Origin of the sequence: Mesorhizobium sp. M1252 (assembly GCF_040318265.1) — a bacterium.
GTDB lineage: Bacteria > Pseudomonadota > Alphaproteobacteria > Rhizobiales > Rhizobiaceae > Mesorhizobium.
The window spans coordinates 21,526-44,421 of record NZ_JAMYLX010000001.1; the positions used below are offsets into that span (position 1 = coordinate 21,526).

The following is a 22,896-nucleotide window of genomic DNA, read 5'->3' on the forward strand; positions in this document are numbered from 1 at the left end:
CGGCTGGCCTTGAGGCCAGAACGGCTGTCGGCCCTACTGAACCTCGTAGCCGACCTCCTCGCTGGCATGGCAGAGCGCCTTCCAGAACGAGCGGGCGAAGGAGCGGAAGACATAGATGTCGAACTGGTCGGCGCCGGTGCGCTGGATCTGCGCAAAGACGTCGTGATGGGTGGTCGAACGGCCGGAGCCTATGGGGAACGCGGGCAGCGCAAAGTCGATGGCGAAGAATTTCGCCAGCACCCATTCGGCCTTAGGGCCGGCGATGCGGATAGCGGTGCGGCCATGCGACAGGTCGGTGATCGTGCCGATTGCCGGGGTTACGTCCCCGGCAAAACTCACCGCCAGGCCCTCGGCATCGTCGACGACCGTGAATTTTCCAGGCGCGAAACCGAACACGGCCTTGCCGAACTTGGCGAGACCGCCGCCGGCACCGTCGGGCAAAGCGAGGCCGGTGACCTTGCCGATCGCCTCGATCAGCTGCTTTTCCGCGCCCGGCCATGCGGCCAGCTGCAGGATCGAGCCTGGCCTGGTCTCGGTCAGGATGACATCGACGCCATGCTCGAAATTGCCGTGCGAACCCGGATGGAACACCGGCTCGAGCGGCGAGAGGCGCTCGGGTGATTGGCGTTCGGTTGATTGGCGCTCAGCCATGCATGCGGCTCCCGTCCGGGTCGTAGAAATGGTTGGAGACGATTTCGACCGGCCCGAACCGCTTGCGCAGCGGATCGGAGACGAATGCCCGGGTGCCATGGCGCGCCTTGCCGCCCTCGACCAAAGCCAGCGCGATGTGCTTGCCCAGCGCCGGCGAGTAGCAGCAGGCGGTGATATGGCCGATGGAGTCGTGCGGATTGGCTTCGTCCAGTTCCTCGACGAGGTGGGCTCCGCCATTGAACGGCCGATTGTCGAGCGAGACCAGGCCGACCAGCTGCAGCCGCTCGGGCGCGATCAGGCCTTCGCGGTCCATCATCGCCGAGCCGATGAACGGCTTCTTCTTCGACAGCATCCAGTCGAGATGCAGGTCGCGCGCCGTAGTGCGCCCGTCAATCTCCGCGCCGGTGACATGGCCCTTTTCGATGCGCATCGTGCCCAACGCCTCCAGCCCGTAGGTGACCAGGCCGAACGGCTTGCCGGCTTCGATAAGGGCTTCCCAGACATGGGTGCCGTAGCCGGCGCCGCAATAGACCTCGAAGGCCATTTCTCCGGAGAAGGACAGCCGGCAAATCATCACCGGCACGCCTGATATCTCGCCGCGCACGATGCCCATGAAGGGCAGGGCTGTGTTGTCGACCGCGGTGCCGGTAACACAGGCGGCGAGGATGGCTCGCGCCTTCGGCCCGCCGATGGCCGCGCCCGCCCATTCGTCGGTTACCGAGGTGACATGCACTTTGAGTTCCGGCCAGATGACGTCGAGGAAATATTCCAGATGCTGCATCACCTTGCCGGCGTTGGCCGAGGTGGTCGTCATCAGGAAATCCTGTTCGCCAAGCCGCCATGTGGTGCCGTCGTCGAAGGCCAGCCCATCCTCGCGCAGCATCAGGCCGTAGCGGGCCTTGCCGACGGGGAGGGTAGAAAACATGTTGGTGTAGACGCGGTCGAGGAATTCACCGGCATCCGGTCCCTGCACGGCGATCTTGCCCAGCGTCGAGACGTCGACAATGCCGGCGCTTTCGCGCGTCGCCCTGGCTTCACGGACATAAGCCTGCTCGACCGTCTCGCCGGCAAGGCCGTAGATCATTGGTCGATACCAGAGGCCAGCGGAATACATCGTTGCGCCATTGGCGAGGTGCCAGTCATGCATGGGCGTCAGGCGCTCGGGTTTCAGATCGCCGAAGCGTTCGGCGGCAAGCGAGCCGATCGACACCGCGGAATAGGGCGGGCGGAAGCGCGTCGTTCCGACTTCGGGGATCGGTTTGCCCAACGCCTCGGCCATGATGGCGAGGCCCGGAACGTTGGAGTTCTTGCCCTGGTCGGTCGCCATGCCGAGCGTGGTGTAGCGCTTCAGATGCTCGACGGAGACAAAACCTTCGCGATGCGCCAGCCGTACGTCTTCGGCAGTCACGTCATGCTGGAAATCGACGAAGCTTCTGCCTTTCGCCCTGATCTCGATCACCGGCGCCGGATTGGGGTTTCCCAGGGCTGCTTCGACATCCGGCAAGGCTGCCGGCGCAGCCGCTCCGCCCGCTGCGGAAAGGCCGGCTGCGCGGCCCTCGGTGATCGCTTCGATGGTCGAGAAGCTTCCGTTGAAAGCACCCGCACCAATCCATTGCTGATTTGGCCAGCGCTGTTGCGTTTGCTTTGGCGGCAGGAAGGCTTGGCGGGCAGGGTTCCACTCGGCTCTCGCGCCAGCCTGGCTGGCGAGATGGATGGTCGGCGACCAGCCGCCCGACATCAGCAGGCTATCGGCGTGGATGCTGCGGGCGTCACCGCTCAGTGTGCCCGAATTCATGTCGAAGCGCTGTACCTTGAGGCCGGAGAGCGCCTTGCCGCCCTCGGTGGCGACCACGGCATGGCCGGAGAGGATTTCGGCTTCGGCCTCGGTGGCGAGGCTGCGCATCTCGGCCGAAAGCTCGGGGCGCACATCGACGATGGCGACAATAGCCGCCCCGGCCTTCCTCAGCGCCAGCGCCGAGCGATAGGCGCTGTCATTGTTGGTGAACAGCGCGATCCTGTCGCCGGGCAGCACGCCATAATCGTTAGCATAGCGCTCGGCGGCATGCGCCAGCATGACGCCCGGCCGGTCATTGCCGGGGAACACAAGCGGCCGCTCGAAAGAGCCGGTGGCCAGCACCACCGTCTTGGCGCGGATCGCCCAGTAGCGATGGCGCGGCTCGCCCTTGCCGGGCGTTTCCTTGTGGTCGGTGACGCGCTCGAGCGCGGCTAGCGTGTTGCCGTCGTAATAGCCCCACACCGTGGTGCGCGGCAGCAGGCGGACCGTGTCATGGCCTTCGAGCTGGCTGACGGCGCGCGCCGCCCAGTCGGCGGCCGGCGCGCCGTCGATGGCCTCGCCGGACCAGTTGGCCGAGCCGCCGAAACGCGGCTCGAGTTCGGCCAGGATGACGCGCGCGCCCTGGTCGGCAGCGGCCTTGGCGGCTGACAGGCCGGCCGGGCCGGAGCCGACCACCAGCACGTCGCAAAACGCGTTCATGCGCTCGTAGCGCGAGGTGTCGGCGGCAATACCGGCGCGGCCCAGGCCGGCGGCGCGGCGGATGAAATGCTCGCAGAACATCCAGAAGCGGGTGCCTTTCAAGGGGCCGAAGACAGGGCCCATGAAGGTCTTGTAGTAGAAGCCGGCGGCCAGGATCTTGCCGCCGAGCTGGTTGACGGCGTTGATGTCCCAGGCGAGCGAGGGAAAGCGGTTCTGGCTGACGGCCACCAGCCCGTCATAGATCTCGACCATGGTTGCGGCGATGTTGGGCTCGCGCACTTCGCCGCGCAGCACCGTCACCAGCGCGTTCGGTTCCTCGACGCCGGCCGAGAGCAGGCCGCGCGGGCGGTGGTATTTGAATGAGCGGCCGAAAAGCGTGACGCCGTTAGCAAGCAGCGCCGAGGCCAGCGTGTCGCCGGCATGGCCGGTGTAGGGCGTGCCGTCGAAGGTGAAGCGGATGGTGCGCAGCCGGTCGACGCGGCCGCCGGTCTCGGTGCGGCGCGGGCTCACGACTTGCCTCCGGCCTTGTGCCGGGCGGCAGCATTGTGGTCGCCGCGGGCGAAACCGGTGCTGGAAATCTCATGCGTGACCGTGTTGCGCACCATCCTCAGATGGGTGCGGCAGCCGCCCGAATGCTGCCAGATCTCATTGTGGTCGCCGGCCGGGTTCAGCCGATCGTAGACATAGGCGTTCCAGGCGTGGAGGTCCTGCGAGTTGGGCTGCGGGCGCTCGCGGTTGCCGTCGCCCTGATAGGTGAACTCGATGACGTCGCGCGGGCCGCAATAGGGACAAGTGATAAGCATTTGTTTGAACCCTAATGCAGCCGGGGCGTTGCGCCCTGGCCCTTGTCGTCAATCACCAGGCCGCGATAAAAACGGTCGAGCGTGAACGGCGCGTTGAACGCGTGCGGTTCGTCCTTGGCGATGGTGTATGCGAAGCACCAGCCCGAGGCCGGCGTCGCCTTGAAGCCGCCATAGCACCAGCCGCAGTTGAGATACATGCCGGGCAGCGGGCCGGTGGTGATGATCGGCGAACCGTCCATCGACATGTCGCAGACGCCGCCCCAGGAGCGCAGCATGCGTACACGCGCAAGGCCGGGAAACAGCGCCAGCATCTCGCTCATCACCTCATCGACGATGGGCAGGTTGCCGCGCTGAGCGTAGCTGTTGTAGCCGTCGATGTCACCGCCGTAGACGAGGCCGCCCTTGTCGGACTGCGACATGTAGAAATGACCCATGCCGAAGGTCAGCACCGTGTCGACGAAAGGTTTCAGCGATTCGGTGACGAAGGCCTGCAGCACATGGCTCTCGATCGGCATCCTGTCGATGCCGGCAAGCTGCATCACCCGTCCGGTGCTGCCGGCAACGGCCACGGCGACTTTCTTGCCGCGGATCTCTCCGCGCGTCGTCTGCACGCCGGTGATGCGGTCGCCGTCGCGCAGGAAGCCGGTGACCTCGCAATTCTCGACGATGTCGACGCCGCGTCGGTCGGCGCCGCGGGCATAGCCCCAGGCAACCGCATCGTGACGGGCGGTGCCGGCGCGCGGCTGCATCAGGCCGCCGACGATGGGAAAGCGCGCGGAGGCCGACATGTCCAGCGCCGGGACCAGGCGCGCGATCTCGGCGGTGCTCATCAGCTCGGCATCGACGCCGAGATGGCGCATGGCGTTGCCGCGCCTTGCCAAGTCGTCGAACTGGCCCGGCGTGTGAGCCAGATTCAGGCAGCCGCGCTGCGAGAACATGACGTTGTAGTTGAGGTCGTGCGAAAGGTTCTCCCACATCTTCATCGAATGTTCGTAGAAGCGGGTGTTGGACGGCAAAAGGTAGTTGGAGCGCACCGCCGTGGTGTTACGGCCGACATTGCCGGAACCCAGCCAGCCCTTTTCCAGCACCGCGACATTGGTGATGCCGTGCTCCTTGGCCAGATAGTACGCCGTCGACAGGCCGTGGCCGCCGCCACCGATGATGATGACGTCATAGGAAGCCTTGGGGTCGGGCTTGCGCCAGGCCGGCTTCCAGTCCTTGTTTCCCTTGAGCGCGTTCGTGAGAAGCGAAAGGGCTGAATATTCCGCCATTCTTCATGTCATCCCTAGAGCATGATGCCGAAAAGTGTGAAGCGGTTTTCGGACGACATCATGCTCTATATCTTTGATTTGTAGAGCCGGATGATTTCAGGTCCAACAGACCTGAAGCCATCCGGCTCGGGTGCGATGCGGCAGACTATAGAGCAGGCGGCGGGCGCAAAGCCAAGATTGCGCCATGGCTTTTCGACTGGCCGACTCCCGCAAGGCGCCCAACTGTCATGACTTCGCCACGACTTGCTCCACGGGATGAGCGTCTCTATCAAGGACCGCTTTAGAAGCGGCCTTGCCGCCCTTTGAGTCGCCACCATTATGCTTTTTCGCTTCTTTCGCCTGATCCTGGTCCTCGCGCTCGTTGCCTTGGCGCCGCATTCGTTCGGCGCGATGGCGCAGGGGCTGGGCCAGGCGCCTGCCGGGCTGGTCGCCGACCAGCAGAAAATCCTGCAGGGTTTGACGACGAAAACCGACGCTCTGGAGAAGAAAGTCCAGGAGGACGGCGTCGACGACACCACCCTCGTCGAGATCCGCCTGCAGCTGGAAGAGCTGTCGCGCGGTGCGCTGAACAGCGCGCTGGCGTTTCGTTCGCGGCTGGGAGAGATCAATTCGAGGCTCGAGCAGCTTGGCGCCCCGCCGGCTGCCGGACAGCCCCCTGAACCGGACATCGTGACCGGCGAGCGCCAGGCGCTGGCGTCGGAAAAGGCGGAGATCAACGCCGTCATCGCCGGGGCGCAGAACCTGTCGATTCGCATCAATTCGCTGATCGAGAAGATCGGTAATATGCGCAGCGAGCTGTTTCGCAGCGGCCTAACCAAGCGCTATGTGCTGTCCGATGCACTGAGCCCGCAGGTGTTTTCCGACGCAAGGGACGAATACGCCAATTTTTACAGGGCGGTGTCGTCGTGGCTGAGCTTTGCCTTCAAGTTCAAGTTCCAGGCGATGCTCGCGGCGACCCTCATGGCGCTTGCGTTGGCCGTGGTGCTTCTGGTCGGTGGGCGCCGCCTGTTTGGGCGCATCTTCGAGCCCGACGCGTCGGTTGAAGATCCGACGTATCTCAGTCGCCTGTCGGTGGCGTTCTGGTCGACCTTGCTGCCGACGCTGGCGGTCAGCGCCTTCCTCGCCTCGACGGTGTTCCTGTACAACTACTACAATGTGCTGCGCGGCGACATAGGCGTGTTCCTCAACGCTCTGGCAGCCGTCATCGCCATAGTGTTCTGTGTCAACCGCCTGACCAATGCGGCTCTGTCGCCCAGCATGCCGAACTGGCGTCTGATCCAGGTCGAGACCGGCCCGGCGCGTTGGCTGGTGCGGCTGACGACGGCCATGGCAGTCGTCATCGGCATCAACAATTTCCTGTCGATCGTCAACGACAAGATGGGCTCGCCTCTGTCGCTGACGGTGGCCAGGAGTTTTGTCGCCACCGTGATCGTCGGGGTCATCCTGATCCTGATGGCGCTGCTGAAGCCTTACAAGGACGTCGCTGGGCGCTGGCGCCGCTGGCCGGCCTGGCTGCGCTACACCTGTGTCGCGCTCGGCCTGTTCACGATTGCGGCGGCGCTGTTCGGCTATATCGGTCTTGCCATCTTCGTCTCGTTGCAGGTCGTGGTCACTGGCACCATCCTGCTCACCGCCTATATCGGCTTCCTGTCGGCGCGCGAGATCGGCGAGGAGGGTGGTTTCGCCGGCACGTCCATCGGGCGCTGGCTGAAGACCAATTCCAGCTATGAGGACACCGCGCTCGACCAACTCGGCCTCGTCGTCAGCGTCGCCATCAACCTGATGATCGTGCTGGTGTTCCTGCCGCTGATCCTGTTGATGTGGGGCTTCCAGCCCGGCGATATCCAGGCCTGGGGCTATAAATTGGCGACAGGCGTCACCGTCGGTTCGGTGACGATTTCGGTCACCGGCATCCTCACCGGCATCGTCGTCTTCATCATCGGCTATTTCCTGACCCGCTGGTTCCAGGGCTGGCTCGACGGCTCGGTTATGGCTCGCGGCAAGGTCGACACCGGCGTGCGCAACTCGATCCGGCTGGCGGTCGGCTATGCCGGCGTCGCGCTCGCCGGCCTGGTCGGCATCTCGGCGGCGGGCATCGATCTTTCCAATTTGGCGCTCGTTGCCGGCGCACTCTCGCTGGGTATCGGCTTTGGCCTGCAGAATGTCGTGTCCAACTTCGTGTCGGGCCTGATCCTTCTCGCCGAGCGGCCGTTCAAGGTCGGCGACTGGATCGTCGCCGGCGACACATCAGGCACGGTCAAGAAGATCAGCGTGCGCGCCACCGAAATCGAGACCTTCCAGCGGCAATCGGTGATCCTGCCCAATTCGAACCTCATCAACAACGCCGTCGGCAACTGGACGCACCGCAACAAGCTCGGACGTGTGGAGATCAAGGTCGGGGTCGCCTATGGCAGCGACGTCAAGCGGGTACACGCGGTCCTGCTTGAGATTGCGCGCGGCCATGCGCTGGTGCTGAAGAACCCGGAACCCTTCGTGCTGTTCACCAATTTCGGGCCGGCAGCACTCGAGTTCGAGATCCGCGTGTTCCTGGCCGATGTGCTGAACGGCGCCATCGTTCAGAACGATATCCGCTTTGCCGTTCTCGATGCTTTTGACGCCGAGCACATAGAAATCCCCTCGACGCCGCGCGCCGAGGTCAAGGTCAAGCAGACCGACGCATGGCCGATCGACGACGACAAGATCGAAGTCGAGTTCGCCGAGAAGGAGCAGGCGGAGGCCAGAGCCGCCACCGAGGCGAAGCGGCTGGCCAAAACTGGTCGCAAGGCCCGCAAACCCGATCCCAGCTAGGCCCCAAGCTCCTCCCAAACCGATTGCGGCATGAATGCGGCATTCAGTTGCGGTTCAGCTTGCATCTCATATAAGCTCACATGCAAAGGCGAGAATGCCTTGCGAAATGCAACAGAGGCGGTGTGGAAACACCGATATTGCAAAATGTGGAAGTCGCTCGTCGTCGCCATCGCTCTTACCGCAGCGAGTGGCTCGGCCTTTGCCGCCAGCGCGGTCAACAAGGATGCTGAGACCCGTACGCTGATCGTGACGGAAGGCGGCGGCAAGACGGAGTTGGCGCTGGCCGCTGGCGAAACCGTGGAATTCTGCCCGAACGGCTGTTTTGTCACCTTGCCCAATGGTGACCTCGAGGCCCTGACCGGCTCGGAAACGGTCGAAATCTCGGGTGGCGTTGCCCGCATCAAGTAAAGTCGGCAGGCAGATGTAGTAGAGGCCGGGCAATGCCCGGCCTTTTATTGTTCGCGGTAGCGATTGCTTAACAATGACGCGGGAAATATCGTGGCGCCTACCGGCTGCAACCGTGCGTTTTAACGTTCAATACGCCGTTCCGCCGCTATACCGGTGCGAAGACGCCGAAACACGGCGCAACCGGTTATGAATAGGGCAGAACGGACATGGATGCGCGGTCGGACAAGAACGCAATCCCGCTTGCGGTCGACCTCGACGGCACGCTGATTGCGACCGATCTTCTTTGGGAAGGCCTGTTCATCCTGCTCAAGAAGAATCCGCTCTATGTTTTCCTGGTTCCGTTCTGGCTGGCCGCCGGCCCGGCGCGGCTGAAACAAGCGATCGCAGACCGCATCGACATCGATCCGGCCTCGCTGCCCTATCGCGAAGCGCTGCTGCAGCGGCTGCGCGCCGACCATAGCGACGGACGCAAGATCGTGCTGGCGACCGGTACGCCACGCAAGTTCGCCGAGGCGATCGCCGCGCATCTGGGCGTCTTCGACTATGTGCTGGCGACCGACGGTCCCCACAACATGACCTCGGGCCGCAAGCGCGACGCGCTCATCGCCGCCTATGGCGACGGCGGTTTCGACTATGCCGGCAACAGCCGGCACGACCTCAAGGTTTTCGGAGCCGCACGCAACGCCATCGTCGTGGCGCCCGACCGCCATGCGAGGCGCTGGCAGGCCGCGCATAGCGCCGAAAGGATGCCGGCGCCGAAAAGGACATTGAAGACATTCGTCAAGATGCTGCGGGTGCATCAGTGGCTGAAGAATTCGCTGATAGCGGTGCCGATGGTGCTGTCGCATGAATACTTCAACATCAACATGATCTGGCAATGCCTGCTGGCGTTCGTCTCCTTCAGCGCCGTGGCTTCCGCCATCTACATCCTCAACGATTTCTTCGACCTTGCGCTTGACCGCAAGCACCCGACCAAACGCAACCGGCCTTTCGCCAGCGGCGCGCTGTCGATACCGTTCGGTCTCGGCGCGATGGCCGCTCTGCTGACGATCGGCATCGCCGCCGGGCTTCTGTTGCCGATCGAGTTCCTGGGCGTGCTCGCCGGCTATCTGGTGGTGACCACAGCCTATTCGCTGTCGTTCAAGCGCATGCTCCTGGCCGACGTACTGACGCTGGCGGGGCTCTACACAGTGCGTGTGCTGGCAGGTGCTGCGGCGACCGGGGTCGAAGTCTCGTTCTGGCTGCTCGCCTTCTCGATTTTCTTCTTCCTGTCGCTGGCGCTGGTGAAGCGCTATGTCGAACTGCGCACCACAGCCATTCCGGTGGGCGAGCGCATTGCCGGTCGCGGCTACCGCATCGAAGATCAGGAGATCGTCGCCCAGGCGGGCATGGCGTCGGCCTTCTCCTCGGCGCTGGTGCTGGCGCTCTACATGGACAGCGTCTCCGTGCGCGAACTCTATCCGCATCCCAGGCTGGTCTGGCCGCTGGCGCCGATCGTGCTGTATTTGACCATGCGGGTCTGGATCCTGGCGCGCCGCAACGAGATGAATGATGATCCGGTCATCTTCATCATTCGCGACTGGCGAAGCCAGATCGTCGTGGTGATCGGCGCCGCCCTTCTGGTCGCGGGAGGCTGGTAGGGCATGGCCGGCGAACGGTACCGGAGTTTTGGCCTCGCCACGCCGGCCGCAAAGCGAGCCATCGCGGCCGACGATGCCATCGCGCTGATGCGAAGCGGCAAGGCGACAAAGAACGCTCTGCTCGCCTATGGCAATGGCCGCTCCTACGGTGATTCCTGCCAGAACGGGCCAGGTGCGGTCGTGGACATGCGGCCGCTGAACCGCATCGGCGCCTTCAATGCCGAGACCGGCCTGCTCGAGGCGGAGGCCGGCGTGTTCCTCTCCGATATCATTGCGCACACTGCACCTTACGGTTTCTTTCCGACTGTCGTCCCAGGCACCCAGTTCGTCACCCTTGGCGGCGCGATCGCCAATGACGTCCATGGCAAGAACCATCACCGGCGCGGCACCTTTGGCTGCCATGTCGAGTCGTTCACGCTGCTGCGCTCGGACGGGCGGACCTACACCTGCTCGGCAACCGACAATGCAAGGCTGTTTGCGGCGACGATCGGCGGCATGGGGCTGACCGGCCTGATCCTGTCGGCCTCGATCCGGCTGATGCGGGTGCATTCGCTCGATATCGCCGAGAAGGTAACGCGGTTTGCCGATCTCGGCGAATTCTTCGAACTGGCCGAGGCCGCCGACCAGGCCAATGAATATGCCGTCGCCTGGATCGACCAGCTTGCCGGCGGCCATGGCCGCGGGCGCGGCCTGTTGTTGACAGGCAATCATGCCGAGTATGGCTCGCATGCGGCGTCTCGCGCCGGCTCCCGTTTTTCAGTGCCGTTCCAGCCGCCGTTCAATGTGCTCAACCGGCCGTTCCTCACCGCCTTCAACGCCGCCTATCGGTGGAAGAAGGGGCGCTCGCCGGGGCCGAGCCAAACCGGCTACCAGGGCTTTTTCTTTCCGCTTGATGGTGTCGGCGACTGGAATCGGCTGTATGGCCCGAAAGGTCTCTACCAGCACCAGAGCTTGGTGCCGGAAAATGTCGCGCGCCAGACCGTGCCGGCGCTGCTCGAGGCGGCGCGACGGGCCGGGCAGGGCTCTTTCCTCACCGTGTTGAAGCGCTTCGGCTCGATCCGCTCGCCGGGGCTGCTGTCTTTTCCGCGGCCAGGCTTCACGTTGACGCTGGATTTCCCCAATCGCGGCGACAGGACGCTGGCCCTGCTCAGCGAACTCGACGGCATCACGGTCGCGGCCGGCGGCGCGGTCAACCCGTACAAGGATGCGCGCATGGGCGCTGATACTTTCGCGGCCTCCTTCCCGAATTGGCAGCGGCTTGAAGCGCTGCGCGACCCGGCGTTCGTGTCCAGTTTCTGGCTGCGGACGGCGAAAAAGCTCAACGTCCGGCCAGGGCGTGTCGAGGCAGCTGAATAGGTACAATCCGAATAAGTCATGGTGAATAGATCGTAATTTCCGTGGTTTACTCAAAGCATTGTCGTGACTTCATGAAATGTTTGCAGGTTCGTAATACGACCGTTGCGAGTGGCGGGTGCAAAATATGAAATACATCGTCTTCATTCTGTTCACGGTCATGACCAATGCCGCCGCGCAGCTGATGCTGAAGCAAGGCATGATGTCACTCGGGCCGATTTCGTTCGAAGGCACCAATCCGCTGTTGAGGCTGTTGCAGGTCGTTTTCAGCCCATGGGTGTTTCTCGGCCTGTGCACCTTCGTCATCTCGATGGCTTCGCATCTCTATGTGCTGTCCAAGGTCGAGCTCAGCTTTGCGTATCCGTTCCTCAGCCTTGCCTATGTCGCGGTTGCGATCTTCGCCTATTTCATCTTCCGCGAGGACCTCAATGCCTGGCGCATTGCCGGCATCGCCTTCATCTGCGTCGGCACCGTGCTGATCGCGCAAAGCGGTCGAGACTTGGGCGGGCGCGGGCATGACGACCAAACCGCTTCCATCATCCCCAACAAGACCAGCGAGATCGTTCGATGAGACATGTTATTTTCGGCGGCGACGGCTTCGTCGGCCGTCATCTTGCCCCGAAGCTTGTGGCCGATGGTGAAGAGGTTGTCGTTGCCGACATCGTCAAGAGCGACCTGGCGCACTATCGCAACGTTCGCTTCGTCACCTGCGATGTCACGGATACGGCCTCGGTGGCCAACATCGGATTGAAGGCCGACGACATGGTCTACAACCTGTCGGCCAAAATGCTGTCGCCGATCCAGGTGCGGGCCAAGCGTCACGACTTCTTCTTTCCGGTGAATCTCCACGGCACCGAACACATCATGCAGGCGATGGACAAGGCCGGCGCGTCCAAGCTCGTCCACTACACCACGGACATGATCTACGGCCACACGGTCACCCAGCCGATGACCGAGGAGCACCCGGTCGCGCCGCTCGGCGAATATGGCTGGTCGAAGCAGAAGACCGAGGAGCTCGCCGCGCAATGGCGCAAGCGCGGCATGTCGATCTCGCTTTTTCGACCGCGGCTGATCATCGGTCCCGGCCGGCTCGGGATCCTGGAAAAGCTGTTCAAACTGATCGACTGGAATTTTCCTGTGCCGATGATCGGCTCGGGCAAGAACCCCTATCAGTTCATCTCGGTGTTCGATTGCGCGGAAGCTGCCCGCGCGGCCTGGAAGGCAGGCGTGCCCAACCAGGCCTATAATCTGGGCTCCCTCAATCCGCCGCCGGTGAAGAAATTGCTGGGCGACCTGATCAAGCATGCCGGCTCGAAATCGCTGCTGATCCCGACGCCGGGCTGGGCGGTCAAGCGCACCCTCGACCTGCTCGATCTCATGAACATGCCGATCATGGATCCCGAACAATATCTGATCGCCGATGAGGAGTGCGTGCTCGACGTATCCAAGGCCGAGCGCCAGCTCGGCTGGGTGCCGCAATATCGCGACGAGGACATGCTGATCGCCGCCTACAGCGAATACCGCGCCAAGAAAGACGGGCTTGCCGTCACCGCAAATCATGTCCCCGCCGAATAGGTGGGACGACCAGGAGAACTCCGAAATGACCGTCATTGCCAAGCCTGAGCAGACGAACGCGCGCACCATGGTCGGCGCGCCGGCGTTGTCGCCTACCGCCATCGCCAAGCCCGACCTGATCAGCGTCGAGCAGGCGAAGGCGATGGATGTTGCGCACATGACCGACTTGTTCAAGGCGCATCTCAATCCGGGCCAGCTGCATTTCATGAAGCTGCTCGGCTTCCACAAGATCAAGATCGAGCGTGCCGAAGGCATGTTCTACATCGACCAGAACGGCCGCAAGATTCTCGACTTCTTCGGCGGCTTCGGTTCGCTGGCCTTCGGCCACAACCATCCGCGCATCCTGGAGGCCCGGCGCAAATTCCAGGAGGAGAAGCGCCAGGAAATCGCCATCGCCTTCATGTCGCAATATGCATCGGCCCTTGCGCACAACATCGCCAAATGCTCGCCCGGCGATCTCGACATGGTGTTTCTGGGCTCGTCGGGTTCGGAAGCGATGGAAGCGGCGGTGAAGCTCGCCGAGCGCGCCGCCGGGCCTAAGAGGCCAAAAATCGTCTATGCCGAGAATTCCTTCCACGGCAAGACCAAGGGCGTGCTCGGCATTACCGATGGCCAGCTCTACCGCGCGGACTTCAAGATGGCTGAGAACACCGTGCGCATTCCGTTCGCCGATATCGAAGCGGTCGAGCGGCTGTTCCGCTCCGACCCGGAGGTCGGCGTCATCGTGCTTGAGACAATCCAGGGCGGCGGCGGCATCATCCAGGCAGAGGCGCAATATTGGCAGAAGCTGCGAGCGCTGTGCGACCAGTATGGCGTGCTGTGGGTGGCGGACGAAGTGCAGTGCGGCTATGGCCGTTCGGGACGCTTCTATGCCTTCGAGCATTATGGCGTCGTGCCCGATGTGACGGCGCTGGCGAAATCGCTCGGCGCCGGCAAGGCGGCGGTCGGCGCGATGATCGCCCGGCGCGAGGTCTATATGAAGGCCTATGGCACGCCGAAGACGGCGATGATCCATGCCATGGCCACCTTTGGCGGCATGGGCGAGGCCTGCGTCACCGCGATCGAGGGCATCAATGTGCTCTATGATGAGGGGCTGATCGACAACGCCGCCACTACCGGCGACTATCTGCTTCAGCGCCTGCAGGCGCTGAAGGAGAAGTACCCGAAGATCATCAAGGATGTGCGCGGCAAAGGCTTTATGGTCGGGCTCGAGTTCCACGACTTCTCGCAGACCTTGCCGATGGTGCTGCGTCCGATCGTCAGCGTCCTCGACGACAAGCTGAAGGGCTCGCTGTCGGGCTTCGTCGGCGCGCTGTTGCTGCGCGACTATGACGTGCTCGTCGCCTTCACCGAATACAACCGCAACGTCATCCGTCTCGAGCCGCCGCTGATCTGCCAGCGCGAGCATGTCGACCATTTCGTCGATGCCTTCGATAGCCTGCTGTCGCGCGGCATCGTGGGGATCGTGAAGGATTTCGTCAAAAGCCAAGTCCGTTAAAGAAGTCCGTTGAGCGAAGTCCCGAGTCCGACAATGCTGAGCAAGTCTCCCGCCCCGCAAAACACACTCGACCGGCTGACCGCGGCCGCTCTGGCGTGGGGCGAGGGGACTTATGCGCGATGGGCCGCGCCAATCGGCGCGATCGCGTTTTCGCTCTATATCCTGCTGACAGCGTTTACCGCCTGGACGATGCCCGATGCCAATTGGGACATGCTGCCTTATCTCGCAATCGCCGAGGAGGGCGCTTACCCAGATGCGCAGGCGCTGCATGACTATGCCTACAGGACGGTCCAGGCCGGCGTTTCGGCCGCCGATTACAAGGCGCTGACAGACGATGGCGGCGGCTTCCGCAGCCATATGGCGCAAAATGCCGCCGACTTCCACTCGCTGCTTGGCATGTACCGGATCAAGTTCCTCTATGCCGAGATGCTGTCGACGATGAGTTCGGTGATGTCGCCGGTCGAGGCGATGCGGGTGCTGCAGGTGGTCTCGGTGCTGCTGTTCGGGATGATCACGCTGCTGTGGCTGCGAACCGAAGGTGCGCTGGCGCTGGCGCCGGTGGCCGGCGCGGTACTGATCATGGCCGATTTCGGCGACGCGGCGCGCGCCTCGACTCCGGATCTGATGTGCTCGGCCCTGTTCCTCGGCGGGCTGTTTGCTTATGTGCGCGGCCGCGAGGCAGCGACCGCTTTCCTGCTTTTCATGGCCTTCATGGCGCGGCCGGACAACATCGTGTTCCTGGCCATTTTCGCCGTGCTGCTGCTGGTCTTCCGGCAGCGGGCGTGGGGCGCGCTGGCCGGCTTTGCCGCGTCCTTCGTCGCCTATTTCGCGATTTCGCACTGGGCCCAACATCCCGGCTGGTGGCCGCATCTGTGGTTCTCCAGCATCGAGCAGCACTACAATATGGATGGCTTCGAGCCGCCGTTCTCGGTTGGCGCCTATCTCAAGGCGTTTGCCGCATCCTTCATTCGCGCCATCAGCATCAACAGCTGGGTCGGGGTCTCGGTTCTGGCGCTGGCCGCGTGGTTTGCGCTCGGCCGCGCCGGCTTCCGGCTCGATCGTCGCGCCGGCATCCTGCTTGCAGCACTGGTGCTTGGCGTGCTGGCGAAATTCACCGTCTTTCCGATCCACGACACCCGCATCTACTTCCCGAACCTTCTGCCGCCCTACCTTTTGCTCGTCGGCCCGATCATGGCGCTGTGGGCGTCGGCAAGCCTGAATGGAAGGCGGCCCATCGCCTTGCAGGCCATACCTGGAGATAAGCCATGAGTTCCATTTCCGGCCTGGCGCGCATCGCCCTTTCGCTCGGCCTGCCCGCTGGTCTGCTGGATCGCGGGCCGGCGTTGCGCGGCACGAAATTCCTGGCCAAGGCTGCACTGAAGGCGCGGTTCAGCAGCGGGCAACCCTTCCAGATGGTCAATGTCGGCGCTTGCGACGGCGCGCTGTTCGACGACGTCACGCCGTGGCTGCACCGCATTCCGCGGGCGCGGGCCGTGCTGGTCGAGCCGATCCCGCACAATCAGAAGCGGTTGCGCGCCAACTATCCCGACACGGAACGCTTCGTCATCGAGCCGGTCGCGGTGACAAAAATCAAAGGCACGATCACCGTCCACACTTTCGATGCCGCGGCACTCGAGGCCGGCACGCTGCCGATCGAGTTCATCGGCTGCTCGTCGGTCACCGACACCAATCTGATGTCGGGCAAGAATGCCTGGGGCGAGGCCGACGTAAATTTCAACAAGTTCGCGCCGCACCTGAGGGATATCGAGGTGCCGTCGGACACGCTGCAGACGCTGCTCGACCGCAACGGCATCACGCATATCGACGCCTTCCTGGTCGATTGCGAAGGCGCCGACTGGATCGTCTTCGAACAGCTCGATCTCAAGCGCTATCGTCCGGGCATGATCAAGGTCGAGGTCGGCGCGCTGCCGGCCGCCGAAATCGGCCAGGTCGTGGTCAAGCTGAAGACATCAGGCTATCAGGTCGGCTTCCAGGCCGAGGACATCTGGGCCTTCGCCTGAGATAGATCGCCACTGGCGGCACGCCGGCGCGCCGGGTCGCGTCGCATCCGCGACGTGTCGCAAACAGGCGGTAGCTGCATCCACGTCCTCTGCATATTGTGCGCCATTCGAACGGGCGCGGACGCGCCCGCTTTATCCCCTTGGAGTCGCGGGCAATGGCAGAGTTTCCGAAACAGGCGAAGGTCGTCATCGTCGGCCTGGGTGGCATTGTCGGCGCGTCGATCGCGCATCATCTGATCGAGCGCGGCTGGACCGACATTGTCGGCATCGACAAGTCGGGCATCCCGACCGATATCGGCTCGACCGCGCATGCCTCGGACTTCTGCTACACCACGAGCCATGATTTCCTGTCGTGCTGGACGACGCTCTACTCGATCGATTTCTACGAAAAGATGGGCCATTACGCCCGCATCGGCGGTCTCGAAGTGGCGCGCGTCGGCGACGACAGCCGCATGGACGAGATCAAGCGCAAGATCGCCTCGGCCAAATCCTTCGGCACCCGCGCCCGGCTGATCGAACCGGCCGAGATCAAGGAAAAATTCCCGCTGATCGAAGAGTCCATGGTGCAGGGCGGCCTGTGGGATCCGGACGCCGGCCTGGTCATCCCGCGCTCGCAGACTGTCGCCGGCAAGCTGGTCGACCAGGCGGAAGCGTCGGGCAAGTTGAAGTCCTTCGCCAACACGCCGGCCAAATCTCTCATCGTCGAGGAGGGCCGCATCAAGGGCGTCGTCACCGACCGCGGCACGATCATGGCCGATTATGTCATCGTCTGCGCCGGCATCTGGGGCCGGCTGATCGCCGAGATGGTCGGCGAAGACCTGCCGGTCATGCCGATCGACCATCCGCTGACGTTCTTCGGTCCCTACAATGAGTTTGCCGGCACGGGCAATGAGATCGGCTGGCCGCTGCTGCGCGACCAGGGTAATTCGGCCTATATGCGCGACACCGGCGACCCCAGGACCGCCGAAGGCGGCCAGATCGAATGGGGTTACTACGAAGAGACCAATCCGCGTCTTTGCCATCCGCGCGATTTGCTGGAAAAGGATCAGGCGCGGCTGTCGCCGTCGCAGCGCGATCTCGACATGGAGCAGATCCTGGCGCCGCTGGAGCGCGCCATGGAACTGACGCCGATCCTGGGCGAACTCGGCTACAACGAAAGCCATTCCTTCAACGGCCTGTTGCAGGTGACCGCCGATGGCGGCCCGTCCATGGGCGAGAGCCAGAAGGTGAGGGGCCTCTGGTACGCCGTCGCCATCTGGGTCAAGGACGGCCCCGGCATGGGCAAGCTGATCGCCGACTGGATGACGGACGGCCGCACGGAAATCGACCATCACGCCATCGACTATGCGCGCTTCTATCCGCACCAGACGAAAGAGCAGTTCATCTGGGATCGCTGCACCGAGACGGCGATGAAGGTCTACAATCCGGCGGTGCATCCGCGCGAGCCGTTCTCCAAAGGCCGCAACATCCGCCGCTCGCCATTCTGGGAGCGCGAGAAGGAGCTTGGCGGTTACTTCATGGAGCTGGGCGGTTGGGAGCGCGCGCATGGCTATGCCGCCAACGAGCATCTGCTGGAGAAGTATGGCAACCGGGTTCCCATACGTGAGAACGAGTGGGACAATCGCCATTTCTGGCGGGTGTCCAATGCCGAGCACCTGGCGATGAGCGAGGATTGCGGCATCGTCAACCTCTCGCATTTCTCGATGTACGACATCGAAGGGCCGGACCATGTCGCGCTGCTGGAGTGGCTGTGCGCGGCCAAGATTGGTGGCGACAACAATATCGGCAAGGGTATCTACACCCACTTCCTCGACGAGGAAGGCATGGTGCGCGCCGACTTCACCGTCATCCGCATGGCCGACCGCTGCCGTCTGATCGACGGCGCCGACGCCGGTCCGCGCGACTTCCGCTACATGCAGCGCACCGCGCAGGACAAAGGCTTTGACGTCACCATCACCGACGTGACGGAAAAATACGTCACCATCGGCATCTGGGGACCGAACGCGCGGGCGACGCTGCAGAAAGTGGTCGAAAATCCGGATGGTCTCTCGCTCGAGAACTTCCCGTTCGCGGCGATCAAGCCGGTCAGGATCGGCGGCAAGGACGTCACCGCCTTCCGCATCTCTTATGTCGGCGAGCAGGGCTGGGAACTGCACATGCGCTACGAGGACGGCCTGGCCGTTTGGGACGCGCTGCGCTCGACCGGCGTCATGCCGTTCGGCGTCGAGACCTATGCCAACACGCGGCGCATGGAAAAGAGCCTGCGCCTGCAGAACGCCGACCTTCTGACCGAGTACAATCTGCTTGAGGCCGACCTTGCCCGACCGAAGGTCAAGGAGAACGATTTCTGCGGCAAGGCCAAACATGTCGAATACCGCGCCCGCGAGCACCAGCCGGCGATCCTGTGCACGCTGGTGATGACCGAGAACGTCGATGCGAAAGGCGTTGCCCGCTATCCCGTCGGCACCATGCCGGTGATGGATCCGAAGACCGGCGAGACGCTGGTCGACGAACTCGGCCGCCGGTCTTTCACCACGTCGATGGCCTATGGCCCGACCATCGGCAAGAACATCGGCCTCGCCTATCTGCCCTGGGCCCATGCCCAGGAAGGCCGCAAGTTCGCCATCGAATATTTCGGCGAGACCTACCCGGTCGAGGTGGCTGCCGTCGGCTACAAGCCGCTCTACGATCCAGAGAATCTGAAGCCGAGGAGTTGAGCTTCATCGGTTCCAACCAACATATCGAAAAGCCGGCACCTCGCCGGGCTTTTTGCTTTGTCAGCAGCCGGTTTTCGCTTACCTTCGGGTATGTCTGCTTTTTCTTGCGCACGACATTTCCTTTCAGGCAGCGCCGCGCTGGCGCTGGGGCTCTGGCTGGTGCCGCCGGTTCAAGCCGCCGAGCCGGTCGACGTCGAGCTGGTGCTGGCCGTCGACGTGTCGCTGTCGATGTCGCCGGGCGACCTTGAAATCCAGCGTCACGGCTATGCTGCTGCGCTGACGCACGACAATGTTCTGCAGGCCATCGCCGATGGCGCCTACGGCAAGGTCGCCGTCACCTATGTCGAATGGGCGGGAGCGACCACGCAGCAGGTCGTCGTGCCGTGGACGGTGATCGCCAGCCGGGCCGATGCCGAGCGGGTGGCCGCGCAGCTTTCCGCCCATCCGCCGGCCAGCGCCCGGCGCACCTCGATTTCCGGCGCGCTGGAATTCGGCAGCGATCTGTTCGCCGAAAGCGGTTTTCAGGGGACAAAGCGCGTCATCGATATTTCCGGCGACGGGCCCAACAACCAGGGCGCGCCCGTCGACATCACCCGCGACGCGGTGGTCAAGCAAGGCATCATCATCAACGGCCTGCCGCTGATGACGCGCGGCGGGTTCGGCGGCGCCTATGACGTCAACAATCTCGACCGCTACTACAGCGACTGCGTCATCGGCGGTCCCGGATCCTTCATGATCCCGGTCAATGACTGGACGCAGTTTCCCGAAGCCATCCGCCGCAAGCTGGTGCTGGAGCTGGCCGGCGCCGCTTCGCCGCAACGGGCGCGCGAGGAGGCCGGGCATCCGCCGGTGGTGCTGGCGCAGGACCGGCCGACCGACTGCCAGGTCGGCGAAAAGATGTGGCGCGACCGCAGCTGGATGTTCGATGCGCGTTAGCGTTCGCATCATCACGCTGCCGTGAAGGGCCGGTTTCATTGACAAGCCCATGGGCGTCTGTGACACAATTCGGCATCCGAAAAAACAAGGGGAACCGACATGAACAAGACCATCGTCGCTGCCGCGGTATTGGCGCTTGCGGCTGCAATATCCGTGCCGGCCGAGGCTGCCACATCGGTCACCATCGGCATCAGCGGATGGACCGGCTTTGCGCCGCTGACGCTCGCCAAGCAGGCCGGCATCTTCGAGAAGCATGGCCTCGACGTGACCCTGAAGAAGGTGCCGCAGGCCAGCCGGCCGCTCGCCATCGCCAGCGGCGATCTGCAATGCGCCGCCACCACGGTCGAGACCTGGCTGGTGTGGAACGCCAGCGGCGTCACCACCAAGCAGATCTTCCAGCTCGACAAATCCTATGGCGCCGACGGCATTGTCGTGCGCAACGACATCAAGACCGTCGCCGACCTCAAGGGCAAGAATGTCGCGTCCTCGGCGCCGGGCACGTCGCCCTATTTCATGCTGGCCTGGGTGCTGAACAAGAACGGCCTGTCGACCAAGGATGTGACCGTCGTCAACCTGGAACCGGATGCGGCGGCGCAAGCCTTCCTCGCCGGCCAGAACGATGCGGCGGTCACCTATGAGCCGTTCATCTCGGCGGTGCGCGACAAGTCCGATCAGGGCCACATATTGGCGACCACGCTCGACTACCCGATGGTGCTCGACACGGTCGGCTGCACGCCTGAATTCCTCACCGCCAATCCCGACGCCGCCAAGGCGCTGGCCGACAGCTATTTCGAAGCGCTCGACCTGATCAAGAGCGATCCGCAGAGATCCTACGAGATCATGGGCGCCGACGTGAAGCAGTCTGCGAAAGAATTCGAGGATTCGGCGAAATACCTGAAATGGGCCGACAAGGCGGAGAACAAGCAGTTCTTCACCAAGGAATTCCAGGACTTTTCCAAGACCGCCGGCGAGCTTCTGCTGCAGATGGGGTTGATCAAGGAAGCGCCAGACGTTGCCACGCTGGCCGACACCAGCGCGGTGGCGAACTGACAGGCCTCGCCTTTGACCATTGTGCGGCGGCGCCTAGGGCCGTCGCTCTCTCCTGGACAAGTGATGATTTGACGATGCGGACGATCTGAAGATGCGCCCCTTGCATCCGGTGTCGCCGGGCATTCGAACCGTGCTTGGCATTTCCTTCTTCGTGCTGTTCGTCGCCTTCTGGGCGTGGATCACGCTTGGCGGCCACGTCAACCGCATCTTCCTCGCCGACCCGCTGTCGATGCTGCGGGATGGTTGGCGGCTGCTGGTCGAGGACCGCTTCTGGCTCGACATATTGATCACCATCTGGCGGGTCTTCGGCGGGTTCCTGCTGGCGTCGATCGTCGCCGTGCCGATCGGCATCGCCATGGGCGCCTGGAAACCAATAGAGGCGTTTCTGGAGCCGTTCGTCTCCTTCGCCCGCTACCTCCCGGCTTCGGCCTTCATTCCGCTGCTCATCCTGTGGGCCGGCATTGGCGAGCTGGAAAAGCTGCTGGTCATCTTCGTCGGCTCGGTGTTCCAGATCATCCTGATCGTCGCGGTCAAGGTGGGCTCGACGCGGCGCGACCTGGTCGAGGCGGCCTATACGCTGGGCTCGACCAACAGCGGTATCGTCAAACGGGTCATCATGCCGGCCAATGCGCCCGAGATTGCCGAGACGCTGCGGCTGGTGCTCGGCTGGGCCTGGACCTATGTCATCGTCGCCGAGCTGATCGGTTCGTCCTCAGGCATCGGCTACATGATCATCAACAGCCAGTCGCGGCTGGCGACAGGGCAGATCATCTTCGGCATCATCGTCATCGGGCTGATCGGACTGTTGTCCGACTTCGCCTTCAAGGCGTTCAATCGCTGGCTCTTTCCCTGGAGCCTGGCATGAGCAAGTTGCTTATCGAAGGCGTCTCGCGAACCTTCGCCGGCGTGCGCGGCGGGCAGCCGGTCAAGGCGCTGATGCCGGTCGACCTTGCGGTCGCGGCCAACGACTTCATCACCATTCTGGGGCCGTCCGGCTGCGGGAAGTCGACGCTGCTCAGGATCGTTGCCGGCCTGGAAGCGCCGAGCGAAGGCCGTGTGCTGCTTGACGGCAAGGCGGTGACGCGGCCGGGACCGGATCGCGGCATGGTGTTCCAGTCCTACACGCTGTTTCCGTGGCTGACGGTGGCGCAGAATATCGCCTTCGGCCTGCGCGAACGCAGCATGGCCGAAAAGGAGCGAGACGGGATCGTCGCTTCCTATGTCGACCTCGTCGGGCTGAAGGGCTTCGAGAACCATTGGCCAAAGCAGCTGTCCGGCGGCATGCAGCAGCGCACGGCGATCGCCCGGGCGCTGGCCAACGATCCCGAAATCCTGTTGCTGGACGAGCCGTTCGGTGCGCTCGACAACCAGACGCGCGGACTGATGCAGGAACTGCTGCTCGGCATCTGGGAGCGGCGCAAGAAGACAGTGCTGTTCGTCACCCACGACATCGAGGAGGCGATCTTCATCGCTTCGCGGGTGATCGTGATGAGCGCGCGGCCAGGCCGCATCAAGTCGGATGTCGCCATCGACCTGCCGCATCCACGCCACTACACGCTGAAGACCAGCCCGGAATTCTCAGGCCTGAAGGCGCGGCTGACCGAGGATATCCGCGTCGAGGCGATGCGCACAGTACAGGCGCAGCCCGCCGAAGCCTGAGTGCGTTTTCGG

The 22,896-nt window shown here is 63.4% G+C and carries 18 protein-coding genes; 14 read left to right on the top strand and 4 right to left on the bottom strand.

Annotated elements, in window-relative coordinates; translation table 11 throughout:
* Window positions 1–33: 33 nt before the first annotated feature.
* Genes soxG through NKH22_RS00115 form a run of 4 tightly spaced genes read right to left on the bottom strand, consistent with a single transcriptional unit; the run spans window position 34 to window position 5,219 of the window.
* On the bottom strand, window positions 34–651 hold the full coding sequence (soxG, locus tag NKH22_RS00100; protein ID WP_050586999.1) for a sarcosine oxidase subunit gamma family protein: 618 nt from the start codon (window positions 649–651) through the stop codon (window positions 34–36).
* Window positions 644–3,655, bottom strand: a complete 3,012-nt coding sequence (locus NKH22_RS00105) for a sarcosine oxidase subunit alpha (RefSeq protein WP_352908641.1) — start codon at window positions 3,653–3,655, stop codon at window positions 644–646. Before NKH22_RS00105 ends, soxG begins: the two co-directional genes overlap by 8 nt.
* On the bottom strand, window positions 3,652–3,948 hold the full coding sequence (locus NKH22_RS00110; RefSeq protein ID WP_352908643.1) for a sarcosine oxidase subunit delta: 297 nt from the start codon (window positions 3,946–3,948) through the stop codon (window positions 3,652–3,654). The genes NKH22_RS00105 and NKH22_RS00110 overlap by 4 nt, the downstream gene beginning before the upstream one ends.
* 11 nt (window positions 3,949–3,959) lie before the next feature.
* On the bottom strand, window positions 3,960–5,219 hold the full coding sequence (locus NKH22_RS00115) for a sarcosine oxidase subunit beta family protein (protein WP_023670368.1): 1,260 nt from the start codon (window positions 5,217–5,219) through the stop codon (window positions 3,960–3,962).
* Window positions 5,220–5,537: 318 nt separating this feature from the next.
* Between NKH22_RS00115 and NKH22_RS00120 the strand changes: the two genes are divergently transcribed.
* The 14 genes from NKH22_RS00120 to NKH22_RS00185 all read left to right on the top strand — a co-directional run bounded on the left by NKH22_RS00120 (window position 5,538) and on the right by NKH22_RS00185 (window position 22,884).
* Complete coding sequence (locus NKH22_RS00120) at window positions 5,538–8,027, top strand: mechanosensitive ion channel family protein (protein ID WP_023700342.1); 2,490 nt, start codon at window positions 5,538–5,540, stop codon at window positions 8,025–8,027.
* 144 nt (window positions 8,028–8,171) lie between these two features.
* Entirely contained in the window at window positions 8,172–8,435 is a 264-nt protein-coding gene (locus tag NKH22_RS00125; RefSeq protein WP_023670370.1) for a hypothetical protein, read from the top strand.
* A 206-nt stretch (window positions 8,436–8,641) separates the two neighbouring features.
* Complete coding sequence (locus NKH22_RS00130) at window positions 8,642–10,075, top strand: UbiA family prenyltransferase (RefSeq protein WP_023691000.1); 1,434 nt, start codon at window positions 8,642–8,644, stop codon at window positions 10,073–10,075.
* A gap of 3 nt (window positions 10,076–10,078) precedes the next feature.
* Window positions 10,079–11,431 (top strand): FAD-binding oxidoreductase, encoded by a 1,353-nt coding sequence (locus NKH22_RS00135; protein WP_023706098.1) that lies wholly within the window; start codon window positions 10,079–10,081, stop codon window positions 11,429–11,431.
* Window positions 11,432–11,555: 124 nt separating this feature from the next.
* The gene (locus NKH22_RS00140) at window positions 11,556–11,999 is read left to right on the top strand and encodes an EamA family transporter (protein WP_023700340.1); all 444 of its coding nucleotides are present in this window, start codon (window positions 11,556–11,558) and stop codon (window positions 11,997–11,999) included.
* On the top strand, window positions 11,996–13,003 hold the full coding sequence (locus NKH22_RS00145; protein WP_023700339.1) for an NAD-dependent epimerase/dehydratase family protein: 1,008 nt from the start codon (window positions 11,996–11,998) through the stop codon (window positions 13,001–13,003). The genes NKH22_RS00140 and NKH22_RS00145 overlap by 4 nt, the downstream gene beginning before the upstream one ends.
* A 67-nt stretch (window positions 13,004–13,070) precedes the next feature.
* Window positions 13,071–14,501, top strand: a complete 1,431-nt coding sequence (locus NKH22_RS00150; protein WP_352908970.1) for an aspartate aminotransferase family protein — start codon at window positions 13,071–13,073, stop codon at window positions 14,499–14,501.
* 33 nt (window positions 14,502–14,534) lie between these two features.
* Complete coding sequence (locus tag NKH22_RS00155) at window positions 14,535–15,770, top strand: hypothetical protein (protein WP_023822187.1); 1,236 nt, start codon at window positions 14,535–14,537, stop codon at window positions 15,768–15,770.
* Window positions 15,767–16,522 (top strand): FkbM family methyltransferase, encoded by a 756-nt coding sequence (locus NKH22_RS00160; protein WP_023741594.1) that lies wholly within the window; start codon window positions 15,767–15,769, stop codon window positions 16,520–16,522. The genes NKH22_RS00155 and NKH22_RS00160 overlap by 4 nt, the downstream gene beginning before the upstream one ends.
* Before the next feature lie 155 nt (window positions 16,523–16,677).
* On the top strand, window positions 16,678–19,239 hold the full coding sequence (locus NKH22_RS00165) for a GcvT family protein (RefSeq protein WP_023746831.1): 2,562 nt from the start codon (window positions 16,678–16,680) through the stop codon (window positions 19,237–19,239).
* Window positions 19,240–19,329: 90 nt separating this feature from the next.
* The gene (locus tag NKH22_RS00170; protein ID WP_023822188.1) at window positions 19,330–20,175 is read left to right on the top strand and encodes a DUF1194 domain-containing protein; all 846 of its coding nucleotides are present in this window, start codon (window positions 19,330–19,332) and stop codon (window positions 20,173–20,175) included.
* A gap of 99 nt (window positions 20,176–20,274) precedes the next feature.
* Window positions 20,275–21,225: an ABC transporter substrate-binding protein gene (locus NKH22_RS00175; protein ID WP_023688106.1), complete on the top strand. Its 951-nt coding sequence runs from the start codon at window positions 20,275–20,277 to the stop codon at window positions 21,223–21,225.
* Between the two features lie 91 nt (window positions 21,226–21,316).
* Window positions 21,317–22,090 carry an ABC transporter permease gene (locus tag NKH22_RS00180; RefSeq protein ID WP_023688107.1) on the top strand — a complete coding sequence of 258 codons (774 nt, stop codon included), beginning with the start codon at window positions 21,317–21,319 and terminating at the stop codon, window positions 22,088–22,090.
* Entirely contained in the window at window positions 22,087–22,884 is a 798-nt protein-coding gene (locus NKH22_RS00185) for an ABC transporter ATP-binding protein (RefSeq protein ID WP_023688108.1), read from the top strand. Before NKH22_RS00180 ends, NKH22_RS00185 begins: the two co-directional genes overlap by 4 nt.
* Window positions 22,885–22,896: the final 12 nt, after the last annotated feature.